General features: G+C 66.5%; 14 protein-coding genes. 7 read left to right on the top strand and 7 right to left on the bottom strand.

Annotated features, from left to right (window positions below):
- The first annotated feature begins 31 nt into the window (after window positions 1-31).
- Window positions 32-421 carry a YbaN family protein gene (locus tag CAL22_RS17100; protein ID WP_244193920.1) on the top strand — a complete coding sequence of 130 codons (390 nt, stop codon included), beginning with the start codon at window positions 32-34 and terminating at the stop codon, window positions 419-421.
- A gap of 4 nt (window positions 422-425) precedes the next feature.
- Here the strand turns inward: CAL22_RS17100 and CAL22_RS17105 are convergent, their stop codons facing one another.
- Window positions 426-1,475 carry an NAD(P)-dependent alcohol dehydrogenase gene (locus CAL22_RS17105; protein ID WP_094815321.1) on the bottom strand — a complete coding sequence of 350 codons (1,050 nt, stop codon included), beginning with the start codon at window positions 1,473-1,475 and terminating at the stop codon, window positions 426-428.
- A 160-nt stretch (window positions 1,476-1,635) separates the two neighbouring features.
- On the opposite strand from CAL22_RS17105, the gene CAL22_RS17110 reads away from it, so the two are divergent.
- From CAL22_RS17110 to CAL22_RS17130, 5 genes are all read left to right on the top strand, one after another.
- Window positions 1,636-3,066, top strand: coding sequence for a sensor histidine kinase (locus tag CAL22_RS17110; protein ID WP_244193921.1), 1,431 nt, complete (start codon window positions 1,636-1,638; stop codon window positions 3,064-3,066).
- The gene (locus CAL22_RS17115; protein WP_094815323.1) at window positions 3,063-3,686 is read left to right on the top strand and encodes a response regulator transcription factor; all 624 of its coding nucleotides are present in this window, start codon (window positions 3,063-3,065) and stop codon (window positions 3,684-3,686) included. Before CAL22_RS17110 ends, CAL22_RS17115 begins: the two co-directional genes overlap by 4 nt.
- Before the next feature lie 89 nt (window positions 3,687-3,775).
- Window positions 3,776-4,258: a GlcG/HbpS family heme-binding protein gene (locus tag CAL22_RS17120; protein WP_094815325.1), complete on the top strand. Its 483-nt coding sequence runs from the start codon at window positions 3,776-3,778 to the stop codon at window positions 4,256-4,258.
- 128 nt (window positions 4,259-4,386) lie between these two features.
- Window positions 4,387-5,064 carry a GntR family transcriptional regulator gene (locus tag CAL22_RS17125; protein ID WP_094815327.1) on the top strand — a complete coding sequence of 226 codons (678 nt, stop codon included), beginning with the start codon at window positions 4,387-4,389 and terminating at the stop codon, window positions 5,062-5,064.
- 15 nt (window positions 5,065-5,079) lie between these two features.
- A complete protein-coding gene (locus CAL22_RS17130) occupies window positions 5,080-6,435 on the top strand; it encodes an MmgE/PrpD family protein (protein WP_094815329.1) in 1,356 nt (451 codons plus the stop codon).
- A gap of 10 nt (window positions 6,436-6,445) precedes the next feature.
- Here CAL22_RS17130 and CAL22_RS17135 read toward each other — a convergent pair whose 3' ends face one another.
- The 5 genes from CAL22_RS17135 to dbpA form a co-directional block, all read right to left on the bottom strand.
- On the bottom strand, window positions 6,446-7,429 hold the full coding sequence (locus tag CAL22_RS17135; protein WP_244193922.1) for a Bug family tripartite tricarboxylate transporter substrate binding protein: 984 nt from the start codon (window positions 7,427-7,429) through the stop codon (window positions 6,446-6,448).
- 54 nt (window positions 7,430-7,483) lie between these two features.
- The gene (locus CAL22_RS17140; RefSeq protein ID WP_094815331.1) at window positions 7,484-8,854 is read right to left on the bottom strand and encodes an MmgE/PrpD family protein; all 1,371 of its coding nucleotides are present in this window, start codon (window positions 8,852-8,854) and stop codon (window positions 7,484-7,486) included.
- The gene (locus CAL22_RS17145) at window positions 8,851-10,233 is read right to left on the bottom strand and encodes an FAD-dependent oxidoreductase (RefSeq protein ID WP_094815333.1); all 1,383 of its coding nucleotides are present in this window, start codon (window positions 10,231-10,233) and stop codon (window positions 8,851-8,853) included. The genes CAL22_RS17140 and CAL22_RS17145 overlap by 4 nt, the downstream gene beginning before the upstream one ends.
- A 3-nt stretch (window positions 10,234-10,236) precedes the next feature.
- Window positions 10,237-11,253: a Bug family tripartite tricarboxylate transporter substrate binding protein gene (locus CAL22_RS17150; protein WP_094815335.1), complete on the bottom strand. Its 1,017-nt coding sequence runs from the start codon at window positions 11,251-11,253 to the stop codon at window positions 10,237-10,239.
- 410 nt (window positions 11,254-11,663) lie between these two features.
- A complete protein-coding gene (gene dbpA / locus CAL22_RS17155; RefSeq protein ID WP_094816748.1) occupies window positions 11,664-13,052 on the bottom strand; it encodes an ATP-dependent RNA helicase DbpA in 1,389 nt (462 codons plus the stop codon).
- A gap of 324 nt (window positions 13,053-13,376) precedes the next feature.
- On the opposite strand from dbpA, the gene CAL22_RS17160 reads away from it, so the two are divergent.
- The gene (locus tag CAL22_RS17160) at window positions 13,377-15,746 is read left to right on the top strand and encodes a mechanosensitive ion channel domain-containing protein (RefSeq protein WP_094815337.1); all 2,370 of its coding nucleotides are present in this window, start codon (window positions 13,377-13,379) and stop codon (window positions 15,744-15,746) included.
- Between the two features lie 53 nt (window positions 15,747-15,799).
- On the opposite strand, the gene CAL22_RS17165 is transcribed toward CAL22_RS17160, so the two are convergent.
- Entirely contained in the window at window positions 15,800-16,051 is a 252-nt protein-coding gene (locus CAL22_RS17165) for a hypothetical protein (RefSeq protein ID WP_094815339.1), read from the bottom strand.
- Between the last annotated feature and the right edge of the window lie 95 nt (window positions 16,052-16,146).

A 16,146-nucleotide genomic window follows, 5' to 3' on the forward strand; every position in this document is an offset into this window, starting at 1 on the left:
TACACTCAGGCCGGAAATAGGGAGCATGCCTGTGTCTGGACCACCTGCCACTGGATGGAAGCGCTATGCCTGGGTCGGCCTGGGATGGATCCTGGTCGCGCTGGGCTTCATCGGCGCCTTCCTGCCCGTGATGCCCACGACGATTTTTCTGATTCTGGCGGTGGGCTGCTTTGCCCGATCTTCCCCGGCGCTGGAGTCCTGGTTGCTGCAGCACCCGAAGTTCGGCACCCCGCTGCGGCAATGGCGTGAACAGGGCGCCATCAGCCGCAAGGGCAAGGGTTTTGCCGCGGCGGGCATGGCGCTGGGTTATCTGATGTTTCTCTGGGGCGCCCGCCCCGGCTGGCCGCTGGCCTGCGCCGTGGGCGCGGGCATGGCCGCCTGCGCGGCCTGGGTGATATCCCGCCCGGCGCCCCGGCCCTGAAAGCTCAGGCCGCCAGCGTCGCGTTGTCGATCACGAAGCGGTATTTCACGTCGCCCTTGAGCATGCGCTCATACGCCTCGTTGATCTCGTCGGCGCGCACCATTTCGATGTCAGCAAGGATGCCGTGCTCGGCGCAGAAATCCAGCATTTCCTGGGTTTCCGGAATGCCCCCGATCATCGAGCCGGACAGCGAGCGACGCTTCATGATGAAATTGAACACGTCCGGCGCGTCATGCGGTGTGGGCGGCGCGCCCACCAGCGTCAAGTTGCCGTCGCGCTTGAGCAGCACGAGCAGGCTGTCCAGATCGTGCGGCGCGGCCACCGTATCGACAATGAGATCGAAGCTCTTGGCGTGCGCGGCCATTTCATCGGCGTTGCGGGAATTGACGACTTCGTCCGCGCCCAAGGCCAGGGCGGCCTGGCGCTTGGACTCGGAGGTCGTAAAGGCCACCACTTGCGCGCCCATGGCATGAGCCAGCTTGATGCCCATATGACCGAGGCCGCCAATGCCGACAATGCCGACCTTCTTGCCCGGACCGGCCTGCCAGTGCCGCAACGGAGAATAGGTCGTGATGCCGGCGCACAGCAGCGGCGCCACGGCCGCCAGATCCTTCTCGGGATGGCGGATATGCAAGCCGTAACGCTCGTGAACCACGATCTGCTCTGAATAGCCCCCCAGCGTCCAGCCCGGGGCGTCGGCGATGGGCGAGTTATAGGTGCCCACCATGTCGTCGCAATAGTTCTCCAGCCCCAGTTTGCACTCCTGGCAATGCTTGCAACTATCGACGATACACCCCACGCCGGCCAGATCGCCGGGTTTGAAACCCGTCACCTTGTCGCCCACCGCGCTGACGCGGCCCACGATCTCGTGACCCGGCACGCAGGGAAACTGTGTGCCCGCCCACTCGGCGCGCACCTGATGCAGGTCGGAGTGGCAAATGCCGCAGTAGGCGATGTCGATCCGGATATCGTGCGGCCCCACGGCGCGGCGGCTGATATCGAGAGGCCCCAGAGGTTGGTCGCCCGCACGGGCGCCGTAGGCTTTGACACTCATATCCTGCTCCTTGAAAGATAGGCAGGCTGACAGCGACGCCAGCCTCATCCTGCAATTTATTCCTGTGGCGCGAATAGGGCCAGCCATTTGCGCAAGCCGGCCGATCTCCGTAGCGGTACGGAGGGCGGCCCGGTCCGGCCCCTGCAATAATGGGGGCATCGTGATCACACCCTCCCTCCTTTGGCGCAGCCTCGCGGCCTGGCTGCTGCTTAGCGTGGCCGGCATCGTACTGCTGGGCCGCTACGACTACCTATCGCAGCGCGACCGCTTTCTGCAGGGTGCGAGCATCGCCCATCGCATGCTCAGCCAAAAGGCCGTGCAGCACGAGGCCGTCCTCGAGACCCTAGGCGCGCTGTCGCACCCCCCCACGCCCGAACGCCTGTTGCCGGGCTTACGCCCGGCGTTGACGGAGCTGTTGGGGCTGGGCTGGCTGTCGGCGCAAGGATGGCAGGGCAGCCAGCCTGCCCCGCCGCAACTACAGCAAGCCGTCGAGCGCGCCCGTACGCTCGGTCACGCCGTCACCCTGCCGCAGGACGGCGGCCACTACTGGCTCGTCTCGCCCTCGTCGTGGAGCATGCTGATCGACGCCAACCGTCTGCTCTCGCCGAGCGACATCGCCGACGATATCGGCACGCTCGAGCTCGGCGTACGCGATGAAGCGCTGGCGCTGCGGCAGGCTGAGCGCGCACGCGGTCCGGTGATGACCGTCACCAAGACACTGGGATCGATCAGCCAGCCGTTTCCCATGCGGGCGACCCGCCATCTGGGTCCGGCGGACTGGCCCTGGCTGCCCTGGGCGGCGTGGACGCTGGCCAGCGCGTTGCTGATCGCGACGGCCCGTTATTGGCAGAACAGCCGTCGCCAGGCGCGACGCCAGACCGAGCAGGCCAGGCTGGCCGCGTTTTCACGCTTGAACACTCTGGGCGAGATGGCTGCCGGCATCGCACACGAATTGAATCAGCCGCTTACCGCCATCCTGGCCCAGACCCGCGCGGCCCAGCGCTTGATGGACGATCCCGACGAAGCCGCTGCCGTGCGCCAGGCGCTGGAAGCCAGCGCCCAGCAGGCTCGCCGTGCGGCCGACATCATCCAGCGGCTGCGCGCCCTGGTCGGATCCGGCGCGACGGCGGCCCGCCGGCCGTTGACACCGGACAGCCTGGCCAGCAATCTCGCGTTTTTATGCGAACCCGAACTCGCCCGGCACCAGATTCAACTGGCGTGGAGCAATGCCGCACCCGCCGCCCGCCCGCTGGGCGACCCGGTGGCGGTCGAACAGATTCTGCACAACCTGGTGCAGAACGCCATTGCCGCATTGGGCAAGCGCGCTCCGCCCCGGCACATCCGCCTGCATGGCGAGGTCCGCGATGGGCTTTATCGCTTCCGCGTGAGCGACAATGGCCCCGGCATCGCCCCTGCAGACTTCCCGCATATCTTCGAGCCTTTCTACACCACGCGCGGCGAAGGCATGGGACTGGGCCTGGCCCTGTGCGAAACCCTGGCCGGCGCCATGAATGCCCGCATCGAGGCGGCCAACCTGCCTGACGGCGGCGCCTGCTTCACCCTCAGCCTGCCCCTGGAGGCCACGTCATGAACGCATCCGATACGCCAATGGTGTACCTCGTCGATGATGACGATGCCGTGCGCGCGGCGCTGGCCATGCTGCTACGCAGTGTCGGCCTGCGCAGTGAGGGCTATGCCGATCCGCTGGTGTTTCTCGAACAGCCGCTGGCCCAGACGGTCGGATGCGTCGTGCTCGACATCCGCATGCCCGGTATCAGCGGCCTGGATGTCCTGAGCAAGCTGGCCGATCACAGCGACCTGCCCGTCATCATGCTCACGGGCCACGCCAACGTCGACCTGTGCCGCCGGGCCTTCAAAAGCGGCGCGATCGAGTTTCTGCAAAAGCCCGTCGATGACGATCTCTTTCTCGACAGCGTGCAGGCCGCCGTGCGCAGCCATAGCGCCAGCCGCGAGCGCGCGGCCGTGACCGAAGCGGCGCTGGCACGCGTGCAGCGCTTGTCGGCCCGCGAACGCGAAGTCGCTCAAGGGGTGGTGCAAGGGCTGGCAAACAAAGAGATCGCGCGCGCCTTCGATCTGTCGCCGCGCACGGTCGAGACGTATCGCGCCAACGTCTTTGCCAAGCTCGATGTCAGCTCGCTGGCACAACTCATCCGCCAGTACGCCCTGCTCCTGGATGCCCCACCTCCGTAGCGCTACGGAGATGGCTGCGTAGCCGGGCGTCTACCGCGCAAGCGTGCCGCCCCCTAAGCTGGAGTCTCTTGCTCATAAGGACTCCAGCCATGCAAAAAATCGCCTTCCTGCTCGCCTCCGCCGCCCTGACCAGCGCCACCCAGGCCGCCGTGCTCACCGAAAAGAACATCGCGCTCGAAGATGCGCGCCAACTGGCAGACGCGGCCGTGGCCGCCTGCCTGGCCAAGGGCTACCACGTCACCGCCTCGGTCGTGGACCGCGCCGGCGTGCTCAAGGCCTTGGCTCGCGCCGACAATGCCGGCCCGCACACCATCGAAGGCAGCCGGCTCAAGGCCTACACCTCGGCGTCGGCCAAGGCGCCGACGCTGGCAATGATGGAAAATGCCCAGAAGAACCCGGGCGCGGCAAACCTGACCGACATCCCGGGCTTTCTGCTGCTGGGCGGCGGCGTGCCCGTCAAAGCGGGTGATGCCGTGATCGGCGCCATCGGCGTGGCCGGCGCGCCCGGCGGCCATCTGGATGCGCAATGCGCCGACACCGCGCTGCAGGACAATGCTGCACGCTTCAAGTAAGCGATCGCGGCGCCCCGGCGGCCCCCTTTTTTCAGGCGTACGGCCTTCGCCGGCCGCCTGCCGCGGCCCCCTGCGCTGGCACCGCAAAAGAGTTGACACTTAATAGCCGTCCCTCTACCTTTACGGCCATGAAGGACAGGCCTATTACAACTATCGACAAGGACGGCATCGACGCACCGCTTACCGACGTGGTGTATCAACGGATGCTGGACAGTATTTACGCGGGCGCGCTGGCGCCCGGCAGTGTGATCAACGAGGTCGAGCTCGCGCGCGAGTTCGGCGTCAGCCGCGGTCCGGTGCGCGAAGCCGTGCGCCGGCTGCAAGGCATTCAGATCGTCACGCGCGAGCCTTATACCAAGGCTCGCGTGGTGACCATGACCGCCGCCTCCGCGCTGGAGCTGTTCCAGGTCCGCATGGGTCTGGAGGGCGTGGCCTGTTTTCTGGCCACGCAACGCATGAGCGATGCCGATATCGAACATCTGCAGCGCGATCTGGAATCCCACCAGCAAAGCCGCGCCGGACACGGCCCACCCGACCGCCATTTCGATCTGCACGAGCGCATCGTGCGCGCCAGCGGCAACCAGCGCATCATCACGGCGCTGTGCGACGATCTCTATCATCTGTTGCGTATCTACCGCCGCCACTCCGGCTCGGTGCTCGAGCGCAAGGACGATGCGCTCGAAGAACACTGGCAGATCGTGCGCGCCATCTCGCGCCGCGATGCACGGCTTGCCGAATCCCTGATGCGCTCACACATCGAGCGCGCCGCCAACCACGTCGCCAACCAGCTCGGCGGCTCCCAGTAAACAGGAAGTTCTCCCATGTCATCCCCGTTCGCCACCGGTCTGGCGGAAGTCTGCCGATTCGTCTCCGCTCTGAGCTGGGATGCCATCCCCGAACCGGTGCGCCAACGCGCCGTCGAGGTGGTCTGCGATGATCTGGCCGCCATGGCAGCCGGATCGCGTGAGCCGGAATTGCGCCGTTACGCCTCGCTGCTGTTGGCGCTGGGCAATGCCACCGAGGCGCCGCTGATCAGCCCCGCCCTGCCACGCGTCGGGCGCCTGGAAGCCGCATCGTGGAATGCGCTGGCCGGCAACTGGTGCGAACTCGACGAAGGGTTCCGGCTGGCGATCTGCCACGCCGGGATCTACACCTTGCCCGCCTTGCTGGCCGAAGCCTGCACCACCCGCGCCAGCCTGCGGCAACTGCTCACCGCCCTGACCGGCGCCTACGAACTGGTCACCCGCTGCGCGATGAGCTTTCATGTCATGCCGCCCCCCGTGCACGGCCATGCGCTCTGGAGCGCCGTGGGCGCGGCGGCGGCCGTCTCGCTGTTGCGCGGCTACGATGCGGCCACCTTGCAAAGCGCGGTCAGCGCGGCCATCACCACGGCCAGCATGGGCCCGCGCTCGCATTTGATGGCGGGAATACTCATCCGCAATGGCTGGGCCGCCGCCGGGTCGGTCAACGGCATGCAATGCGCTGACTGGGCAGAATGCGGCTTTGGTGGCGGCGCCCAGAGCATGGAGGAAGTGTGCGTGGGGATTCTTGGCGCCACGCTGCGCGAGGGCGAAATCACGCGCGATCTGGGCAGCCGCTGGTCCCTGACCCACGGCTACCAGAAGCTCTACTCCTGCTGCCAGCACGGCCATTCGGCCGTCCAGGCCTGCATCGCGCTGCGCGAGCAACACGCTATCGATCCGCAACGCATACGCCGCATCGACCTGGCCACCCATCCCCTGGCCCTGACGCTGGACACGGTCCATCCCGACACCACGCTGGGCGCACGCTTTTCCATGCCGCATATGGTGGCCGCCTCGCTGGCGCTGGGCACCGGCAGCGCGCAGGCCTTCAGTGACGCGACACTGAACGATCCCGTGATCTGCGCGCTGCGCGAGAAAGTGCGCATGCGCCTGGCCGAACACGCCATGCAACCGCCTCACGACCGCCCGGCATGGGTCGAGGTGGAAATGGAAGACGGCCAGCGCTTCACCGCCGAGTGCCTGAGCGCGATCGGCAGCCCCGACAACCCCGTGAGCGCCGACCAATTCCAGGCCAAGCTTGCCTCGCTGGCCGAAGGCATCCTGCCCGGCCTGCCGCAAGCCGTGTCGCCGCAAGCCTGGCGCCCGGCGCTGGATAGGGAAACCAGCGCCTGGCTGGCCGGGTTGGCCGCCTGATGCGGCGGGCTCAGTTCAGCCGGATACCTGCCGCCTTGATGACTTTGGCCCATTTGCGGGTATCCGCTGCAATGAGCGCCTGGAACTGCGCGCGGCTGGCCGGCTGAAAGTACGTGCCCAGAGACTGCAGGCGCGCATCGATGGCGGGCGCCTGCATGGTCTGGTTCACGGCCGCGTTGATCTTCTCGAGCACCGCCTCGGGCGTGCCCGCCGGCGCGAACACGCCGAACCAGGTGGTCGCCTCGTAATCGGCCAGGCCGGTCTCGGCGAGGGTGGGCGTATCGGGCAATTGCGGACTGCGCTGCGACCCGGTCACGCCCAAGGCCTTCAAATCACCCCGGCGGATGTACGGCAAGGACGACGGCAGGTTGTCGAACATCAGTTGCACCCGTCCGCCCAGCAAATCCACCATGGCTGGCCCGCTGCCCTGATAAGGCACATGCGTGATCTGTGTACCCGCCATGGCGTTGAACAGCTCACCGGCCAGATGCGTGGTGCCGCCATTGCCCGACGAGCCGAAGTTCACCGCGTTGGGGTGCGCCTTGGCGTACTGGATGAGCTCGGCGACGGTGTTCACGGGCAACGCCGCCGGCACGACCAGCACATTCATCGACTGACTCACCAGCGCCGCGGGCGCCAGATCCCGGGCGACGTCAAAGGGCATATTGGCAAACAGCGAAGGATTGATGGCAATGTTGCCCGCCGCGCCGAACAAGAGCGTGTACCCATCTGGAGCCGACTTGGCCACATAGTTGGAGCCGATATTGCCGCCAGCGCCGGGTTTGTTCTCCACCACGACGTTCTGCCCCAAGGCTTCGGTCAATTGGGACGCGACCAGGCGGCCCAGCGTGTCCACCGCCCCGCCCGGCGCAAACGGCACGACCAGACGAATCGGTTGGGAGGGCCAGGGGCTGGCCGCCATGGCTGCTGGCGTCGAGGCCAGGATGCCGCAAAAAGCCGAGATGCGCAGGAACTTACCGAAGGGTCCGGTCATGATGTTTCCGACAGTGGCAGTGAGGAATCGAACAAGGACGGCACGCGCCGGCCATCAACGCAAATCAACCAACGGCCAGGGCTGCAGATCCCGCAGCATGCGAATCAGCGTAGCCGGGCGTCCCGCGGCAAATGACAAAGAGAAGGCTTCCTCGGCCTTGCTGTCCAGCGCCGCGTCCGACAAGGGAAGATCGGCGGCTCCCAAGGGATCGGCCACCCATTTCGACAGCCGCTGGCCCGAGCGCAGGCACACCGTGACGCGCGCCGGCCCATAAGCCGGATATTGCGCGTCGCATTCATCATCGCGGGTCACCTCCACCCGTGAGGCGAGCGCGTTGATATCGCTGCGCGCGCGCGCCGCATCGGAAAACCCCGCCAGGGTCACTTCGCCGTCAAGGCAGGCCAGCGCCATCACCCAGGGGAAAGACAGTTGCGCGATCTCCAGGGTGTTCCAGGGCAAGGTCGCGTGCGGCATGGCGGCACCATAGGTCTGCACCTGCAGCGACGCCACGTCCGCGGCGCTCCAGCCGCCTTCGGCCCGCAGTGCCAGCAAGGCGTCGATGGCGGGATGGATATGGCGGCAACATGGGTACGGTTTGAGATAAGCCCGCATGATGGCCGGGGCGTTGCGCGGGCGAGCCTGGCTGCCGTCCCAACCCTCGATGCCCCCGAAGGCCTGCAGCATCCCGGATGGGCTTTCGATCACGCCGGCCGGCCCGAGCGCGCTGCCTTGTTGGGCCATGAGGGCCGCACGCAGCCCTTCGCGCGCCGCATGCGCCGGATGAAACTTTTTGACGTTGCCGCCGCCCTTCAGATAGGCGAACAGCCCGCCGCTGGCGCTGGCCGCCAGCCCCATGGCGCTTTCGATCTGCGCCGCGCTCAGGCCCAGCAGCGTGGCGCAGGCGGCCGCCGTGCCGACCACGCCGGCGACCGGCGTGGTTTGAAAACCGCGCCGGCTGGCATGGGGATGCAGGGCCTCGGCAATGCTGATCGCGACCTCATACCCGGCGGTCACCGCAGTCAGAAACTGTAGATAGTCGGCCCAGGTATGCCAGGCCAGCGCCAACACGGCCGGCACGACCGTTGTGCCCGGGTGGATGGATCCCTCGCGGTTGCCGTCATCCATCTCCAAGGCATGGCTGGCCATGGCCATCAGGCCCGCTGCCTCGACCACGGTCCACGTCTGCGGGCCGCCAAAGAGCGGGACCGTACCCGCCTTGGGATTGATGCTGCGCTCCAACTCGATGGCTGCCCGCACCAGGGGCTGACGCATGCCGGCGGCGCATGCCGCCAGGGTGTCGAGAGCGTGCCGCGCACTTTCATGCAGGCACTCTCGCGGCAGATGCGCGCGCCGCAGACCGGCGCACCATTGCGCCAGCGCCCGGGTGGGCCGGGCCGAGCTCATCAGGGTTATGTGTTCACTCATGATGTCGCCTCCTTGATCTCGGCACCCGCCGCCTGGCCGATCCGCAGCCCCAGTCCGAGCGCGGCCAGCAGGCCATTGCCCGACATATAGCCCAGACTGCCGCGATTGCCGCTGATGCCGCAGGCCGCGCCTCCGCCCGCCCACAGACCGGCGATAGGCGAACCATCCGCCCGCAATACCCGGCCATCGGCATCCACCGCCAGGCCGCCCTGCGTATGAAAAATGGCGGGACTGATGCGGGTGGCCGTCAGGGTGTCGCCCAACGGGCCCAAGCCCCATTGCGTGCGGCCAAACGGATCCGCCGCGCCCGCGGCACTGGCTCGCGCCACGTTCAAGGTGGCTTGCAGGCCGTCCGCATCGATGCCGCAACGCGCACTCAGCGCCTGCGCGGTACCCGTCAATACGCCGCCGTGGGTCACGAGTTCGGCGTACTCTTCCTGCCCCGCGGCGGTGACGTCGCGCACCTGTGTGTCGGCGATTACCCAGAAGGGCCCCGTGCGCTGCAGTTCGACGGCAGAGAAGGCCGAGTAGCCCATGCTTTCGTCGCCAAAGCGTTGGCCGGAAGCGTCGACGATGAACCCGCCCTTTTCGATCACGGTCCAGGTCACCAAGGCGCCGTGCGGGTCGGCCAGACTGGCATGACCCTGATAGGCCTTCATATTGGCCAGGCCCGCGCCCAGGGCTTCGCCCCAGGCAATGGCCTCGCCCTCGCTGCCCATGCCGCCCCCGTAGGGCGCGGCAGCCACCTCGGGGACGAAACGCGCCAGCAAGCGCCGGTTGGCGGCATACCCGTTGCTAGCCAGCACCACATGACGCGCCCCGATACGCGTGACCGCCCCATCCGGGGTGGCGCATTCAACGCAGAACCGCTCGCCGTCCAGGCGCCTGACATCGCTGACGCCATTGCTCCAGGCCACTGGAATGCCGAGGCGCTCGCACTCGCGCAACAGATCATCGACCAGGTCGGCGCCGCGCCGCGACGGGGGCGAATGCAGGCGATGCACGCGATGCCCGATATGTTTGTACGTCTCCACCAACGTCAACCGCACATTGGCCCGATCGACCAGCCACTCCACCAGGCGGGCGGACGTCTCCGTGAGCGCGCGGGTCAGATGCATGGCCTCGTGCTCGCCCGCGATCCGGCCGAGATCTTCCTGGAACATCTCGGGCGTATCGTGCACACCGGCGGCGCGCTGAAAACGCGTCCCGGACGCAGGAATGGAGCCGCTGGACAGAACGGTGTTGCCGCAGGCCCGCTCGGCTTTATCCAGCACGGCGACGCTGGCCTGTGGACATGCCTCGTGCAAGGCGATGGCTGCGGTCAGGCCGCAGCCGCCGGCACCGACGATGACCACATCGACATCCATATCGAAGCTCATGGCTTACTGCACCTGGGCGCCCGACACTTTGACAGCCGTCGCCCAGGCGGCGCGCTCGCGATCCAGCTCCGCCTCGAAGGCCCCGAGGGTCACGGGCATGACCGTCAGACCCTGGTTCTTCATCTTCGCGACCACATCGGGCGCGCTCATGGCCGACTTGATGTCAGCGGCGATTTTTTGCACCACGGGCGCAGGCGTGCCCTTGGGCGCGAACACCCCCGACCAGGGCGCTGCCGAGAAGCCCGGAAAACCCTGCTGGGCAATCGTGGGATAGTTGTTGCCGCTGTAATCCTTGTCGGTGGTCAGCGCGATCAGTTTGAGTTTGCCGGCCTTCACGTGTTCTTCCGCGGACGGGAAACCCGTGATGCCCACGGGCACGTGGCCCGCGATGATGTCATTGATGAGCGGGCTGGCGCCTTTGTACTGCACCGCCTGCATGGGGAAGCCGCCGCGCTCGCGCAACATCTCCATCGTCAGGTGCGAAGCCGTGCCATTGCCATCGGTGCCGTAGACCTGATACTTGCTGTCCTTTTTCGCCAGGGCGATCAACTCCTGGAGGTTGTTGGCCGGCACGTCGACGTTGGTGACGATGGCGTTGGGATACTGCACGATCTTCGAGATCGCCTCGAAGTCGGTCTTGGGGTTGTAGGGCAGATTGGGATAGAGCGCGCCCGCGATGCTGTGCGAACCCGTCACCCCCAACAGCAAGGTGTAGCCATCGGGGGCGGCCTTGGCGGCAAAGCCTGCGCCCACGGTGCCGCCGGCCCCGGCGCGATTTTCGATGACGACGGTCTGCTTCCACAGTTTGCCCAACGCTTCGCCTAGCACCCGTCCGGTGACGTCGGTCGGCCCGCCCGGGGCAAAGGGCACGATCAGCGTGACCGGGCGCGTCGGCCACTGCGCGGTCTGCGCCGAGGCGCCCGACACCGCCGTGAGGGCCGTCAAGGCCAGCAGCCCGATGGCGAAGCCGCGACGGCGCAAGCGGCTTGCCGCCGGGGAAGTCAACTGAGGGACATTCATTTCCAACTCTCCGATGTCAACAAGCTGCCTGAGGCAGTGGGCGGGGCTCAAGGAACGGTCGGCCCGCGCAGTGTTGACAGGCTATCAAGCAGAAAACAAAAGTGTCAACTCTTTGAGCGATACGGTAAAAACCTGGCTCGCACAGAATTCCTCGCAAATCCAAGGAGATAGCTTGGAGCCAGGCCCGTTATCACGGGGAAAACCCTAGACAAATGCCGTTGCGCAGCGCACCAACGCAGCGGATGCTTTTTGCTTTCAGTGCCGACAAAATACGCATCCGACTCGGGAAACCACCAATAGTGTTGACACTCAAGCCAGTCCCCACGCAGTATCGCTCCGGCAGCGCGAGACGCGCGCCCAATAAAAAGCGCCCCGCGAGGGGCGCCTGAAACCAGACCGGCCGCGGCAGATCAGAACTCTTCGAGAAACCGCATCCGGAAGCGGCGGCCCTTGATATTGCTGTTGGAGATGCGCGCGAAAGCCTGCTTGGCGATCTGACGATCCAGGGCCACGTAGGAAGTGAATTCCGTGATGTTGATCTTGCCGACTTGTTCGAACGTCAGCCCGCCGTCGCCGGTCAGGGCCCCCAACAAATCGCCCGGGCGCAGCTTGTCCTTCTTGCCGCCCTGGATGCTGAGCGTGATCATGGGCGCGCGCAAAGGCCGATCCGCCTTGGCGCGCAGCGCTTTGAGATCGGCCCACTTCAGCGGCGCGCCCTGATACTGCTCGATCAGATTGGCCCAGCGCATTTCTTCGGCCGAGCACAAACTCAAGGCCAGACCTTTCTGTTCGCCCCGACCGCTGCGGCCAATGCGATGCACGTGCACCTCGGTGTCCTTGGTCACGTCCACATTGATCACCGCCCCCAGGTTCTGGATATCCAGCCCGCGCGCGGCCACGTCAGTGGCCACCAGTACCGCGCAACTCTGATTGGCGAACTGGATCAGGATCTCGTCGCGCTCGCGCTGTTCGAGGTCACCGTTGAGCGCCTGCGCGCTGATGCCGGCGGCTTGCAGGCGCTCGACCAGATCATGACTGCGCACCTTGGTGTTGCAAAAGGCCAGGGTGGACACCGGACGGAAATGCGCCAGCAACGTCACCACGGCATCGAGCCGCTCGTCTTCGCCGATCTCATAAAAAATCTGTTCGATGCGGCTGGCGTCGTGCTGCGCCTGAACTTTGACTTCAGCCGGATTACGCAGAAAGCGGGCGCTGAGCTTGCGGATGTTGTCCGGATACGTGGCCGAGAACAGCAGCGTCTGCCGCTTGAGCGGGCAGTGCGAGGCAATGGCGGCGATATCGTCGTAGAACCCCATATCGACCATGCGGTCGGCCTCATCGAGCACGAGCGTCTTCAAACCCGACAAGTCCAGGCTGCCGCGCGCCAGATGATCCTGGATGCGCCCGGGCGTGCCCACCACCAGATGCGTGCCGCGCGCCAGCGACTCGGCCTGCGGCCGCGCCGCGGCGCCCCCGCACAGGGTCAGAATCTTAACGTTGGGAATCAACCGGGCCAGACGGCGCAACTCCTGCGCCACCTGATCGGCCAGCTCGCGGGTCGGGCACAAGATCAATCCCTGCGGCACCAGCCGGCCGACATCCAGGTTTTGCAGCGCGCCCAGCCCAAAGGCCGCCGTCTTGCCGCTGCCCGTCTTGGCCTGGGCAATCAGATCGCGCCCTTCGAGAATGAGCGGCAGGCTTTGGGCCTGAATGGGGGTCATCTGCTCGAAGCCCAGGCCTTGCAGGTTGTCCAGCAAGGCCGGCTGCAAGGGCAGCGAAGAAAAAGACGTGTCGGTCACAATACAGTCGGATGGCGACATCCGCAAAAACAGGGTTGACCGACAGTGTATGCGTTCGGCGCCCGCGCCGTCCGATCCGGCATGGCGCAGGCCGCCAGGCAAATTCAGATTGCAACGATATGAATAGAAGTCTGTCGGCCGTCGACGGGCAGACAGCACAGGCATTCACACGGCGCGACACCTGGCCTTATCATGGGGTCAGCCGCGAGCGCGGTCCCAGCCGAGAAAGGAGAGTCATTAGTGGTTCGATACGCACCGACAGCATCGCTCATTTCCCCGCCTCATGCTGCGCGCCGCAGGCGCCAGCAAAGTCAGCGCCCCTGGATGTTGGCGCTGCTGTTGGCCTTGATGCTGACGTGCCTATCGGTATTCTGGCCGCCCTCGGCCCAGGCGCAGGCCGCGCCTGCGCCCGCCGCGCAAGCGCCGGCCGCCGCCCCGGCCGAAACACTCACCCCCGCCGCACTGGCCGACCTGCTCGACAATCCCAACACACGTCAGGCGCTGGTCGAAGCCCTGCGGCAGCAGGCCAATGGCCAGGCCCCCGCGGCTACCGTCACGCCGCCGCCCGAGACGGTGGCCGAACCCGGATTGCAGGAACGCATGGCAGAAAACCTGCAGCGCTTCCTGACCAGCCTGGCCGCCGACATGGGCCAGGGCGCCGACGATCTGACTAAGCTCGCCTCCGGCCAGAGCCTGCGCATGGACGGCGATACCGCCACGCATGCCTTGCTGCCCTTGGGCCTGACGGCAGCGGCCACCATTGTGGCCTTCATCCTGTTGCGCCTGATCGCTCTACGCATCTACACCCGGATCGACGGCTGGGTCGCCCATTGCGCGACCGCCTCGACGACGCGCCCCTTGCCATTGCGCGTCCTGTATCGGCGCGCCGGCGCCATCCTCGGCGCCGTGGCCATCGACGCCGCAGTCGTGCTGCTGGCCGCCATGGCCGGCAGCGCCGCCGGCCTGTGGGGCACGCCTGGCCGGGGCACGCTCGACGCGCTGGCGGCGATCTTCCTGCGCGCCTTCGTGTCGGTCGAACTGGTCAAAGTGCTGATCCGTACGGTTTTCGCGGTGCGCCACCCTCACCTGCGCCTGCTGCCCATGTCCGACGAGCAGGCCCGTTACTGGAATGCCTGGCTGCTGCGGGTGGTGGGCATCGCCGGTTACGGCACCCTCCTGGTCGCCCCTGTCGTGGCGACGGTGCTCTCGCCGGCGCTGGGCCGCCTGGCCAGCCTGCTGATCATGCTGGCCGTGTACGTCTATGCCGTACGTGTCATCTGGCACAACCGCAACGCCGTGCGCACGCACCTGGAACATCGCGCGGTTCACGCCGCCACCTTCATGGGCACGCGCCTGCGTTTTCTGTCGCGCGTCTGGCATATCCTGGCCATCGGCTACTTCACCATTTTGCTGGTGCTCAGCCAGATCGACCCGATCAACGCGCTGCCCTTCATGGCGCGGGCCACCGTGCAAACTTTGTTGGTCATCGGCGTGGGCAGCCTCATCATCCTGCTGCTCAATACGGTGCTGGCCAAACCCATCCGCTTGCCGCACGATCTGCGCCGCAGGCTGCCGCTACTGGAAGCGCGCGTCAATGCCTATGTGCCGGCCACGCTGCGCTTTATCGGCTGGATCGTGCGCATCGTCATCCTGCTGCTCATTCTGGATGCCTGGCACGCGTTCGACCTGTCGCGCTGGCTGGCCTCCGACGGCGGCGCCGCAGCCATCCGCATGGTGCTCAATATCGCCATCGTGCTGCTCATCGCCACCCTGGCCTGGACGGTGATCGCCAGCGTCATCGAACACCGGCTAAGCCAGAGCGAAGGGCGCGGCATGCCCAGCGCGCGCGAGCGCACCTTGCTGGCGCTGTTTCGCAACGCGGCGCTGATTGTCATCGTCACCATGACGCTGATGGTGCTGCTGTCGCAGATAGGCATCGATGTCGGGCCGCTGATCGCCGGTGCCGGCGTGGTGGGTCTGGCCATCGGCTTTGGCGCCCAGAAGCTGGTGCAGGACATCATCACGGGCGTTTTCATTCAGCTCGAGAACGGCATGAACGAAAACGACGTGGTGGAAGTCGCCGGGGTGTTCGGCACGGTCGAGAAAATGACCATCCGCTCGGTCGGCATCCGCACGCTCGACGGCGGCTACCATCTGGTGCCGTTCTCCTCCGTGGATGTTGTGGCCAACCACATGCGTGATTTCTCCTACCACCTGGGCGAGTACACCATCGCGCACCGCGAAAGCGTGGACGACGCCATCGAGCACATGCGCGCCGCCTTTGCCGAGCTCACGGCCGACCCGGTCCTGGGCCCGGAAATTCTCGAAGACATGACGGTGGCGGGGGTCACGGCGGTCAACGACAAGGGCGTGACCATCCGCGTGTTGATCAAAACCACGCCCGGCATGCAGTGGGCGGTGCAGCGCGGCTACAACCGCCTGCTCAAGAAACACTTCGACGCGGCCGGCATCGAGCTGCCCTATCCGCATACCGTGGTGTATTTCGGCCAGGACAAACGCGGGCATGCGCCGGCGGCCAACGTGGTCATGCAGGCTGAGCGGCCCGACGAAGGGGAAAGCGCCGCCGCGCCCGGCCAGACGCGCCGTGCGCTCAAACCGGCCCGGCGCAGCGATGACAAGTCCGATGTCCTGGGCAACGAGCTGGAACTGCGCGACGAACCTCCGCGCGACTGATCACCGGATCCGGGCGGCCGTCCGCCAGGTCGCCTGCCCGGATCCGGCACCCCTCACTTTTTATTGACCCAATCCTCGGCGTCCTGGATGAACCAGGGCAGGTTCAGGCGCTCGCCCTCCCCGGCCTGGATGGTCAGGCGCTGCCCTGACGGCGCGGTGCCCGGCGACGCGGAGGAAGACGGTCGGCTGCGGTAGTCCATGTCGGCCTGCCGGGCGGGCGGCGACGCGCAGCCGGCCATCGACAGGCAGGCAGCCAGGGCGAAAACGCCCCAAGGGGCTCGGGCAAGGACGAACAAGGCGGACATGGCGATTCTGCTCACGACGGATGGCTTCGGCAGGAACTGCCGTGCCGGAAAACGCTGCGCAGGCGGCGGGCGGCCTGACCACGGGCCAAGCCACG

The organism is Bordetella genomosp. 12 (assembly GCF_002261355.1).
Classification (GTDB): Bacteria; Pseudomonadota; Gammaproteobacteria; order Burkholderiales; family Burkholderiaceae_B; genus Bordetella.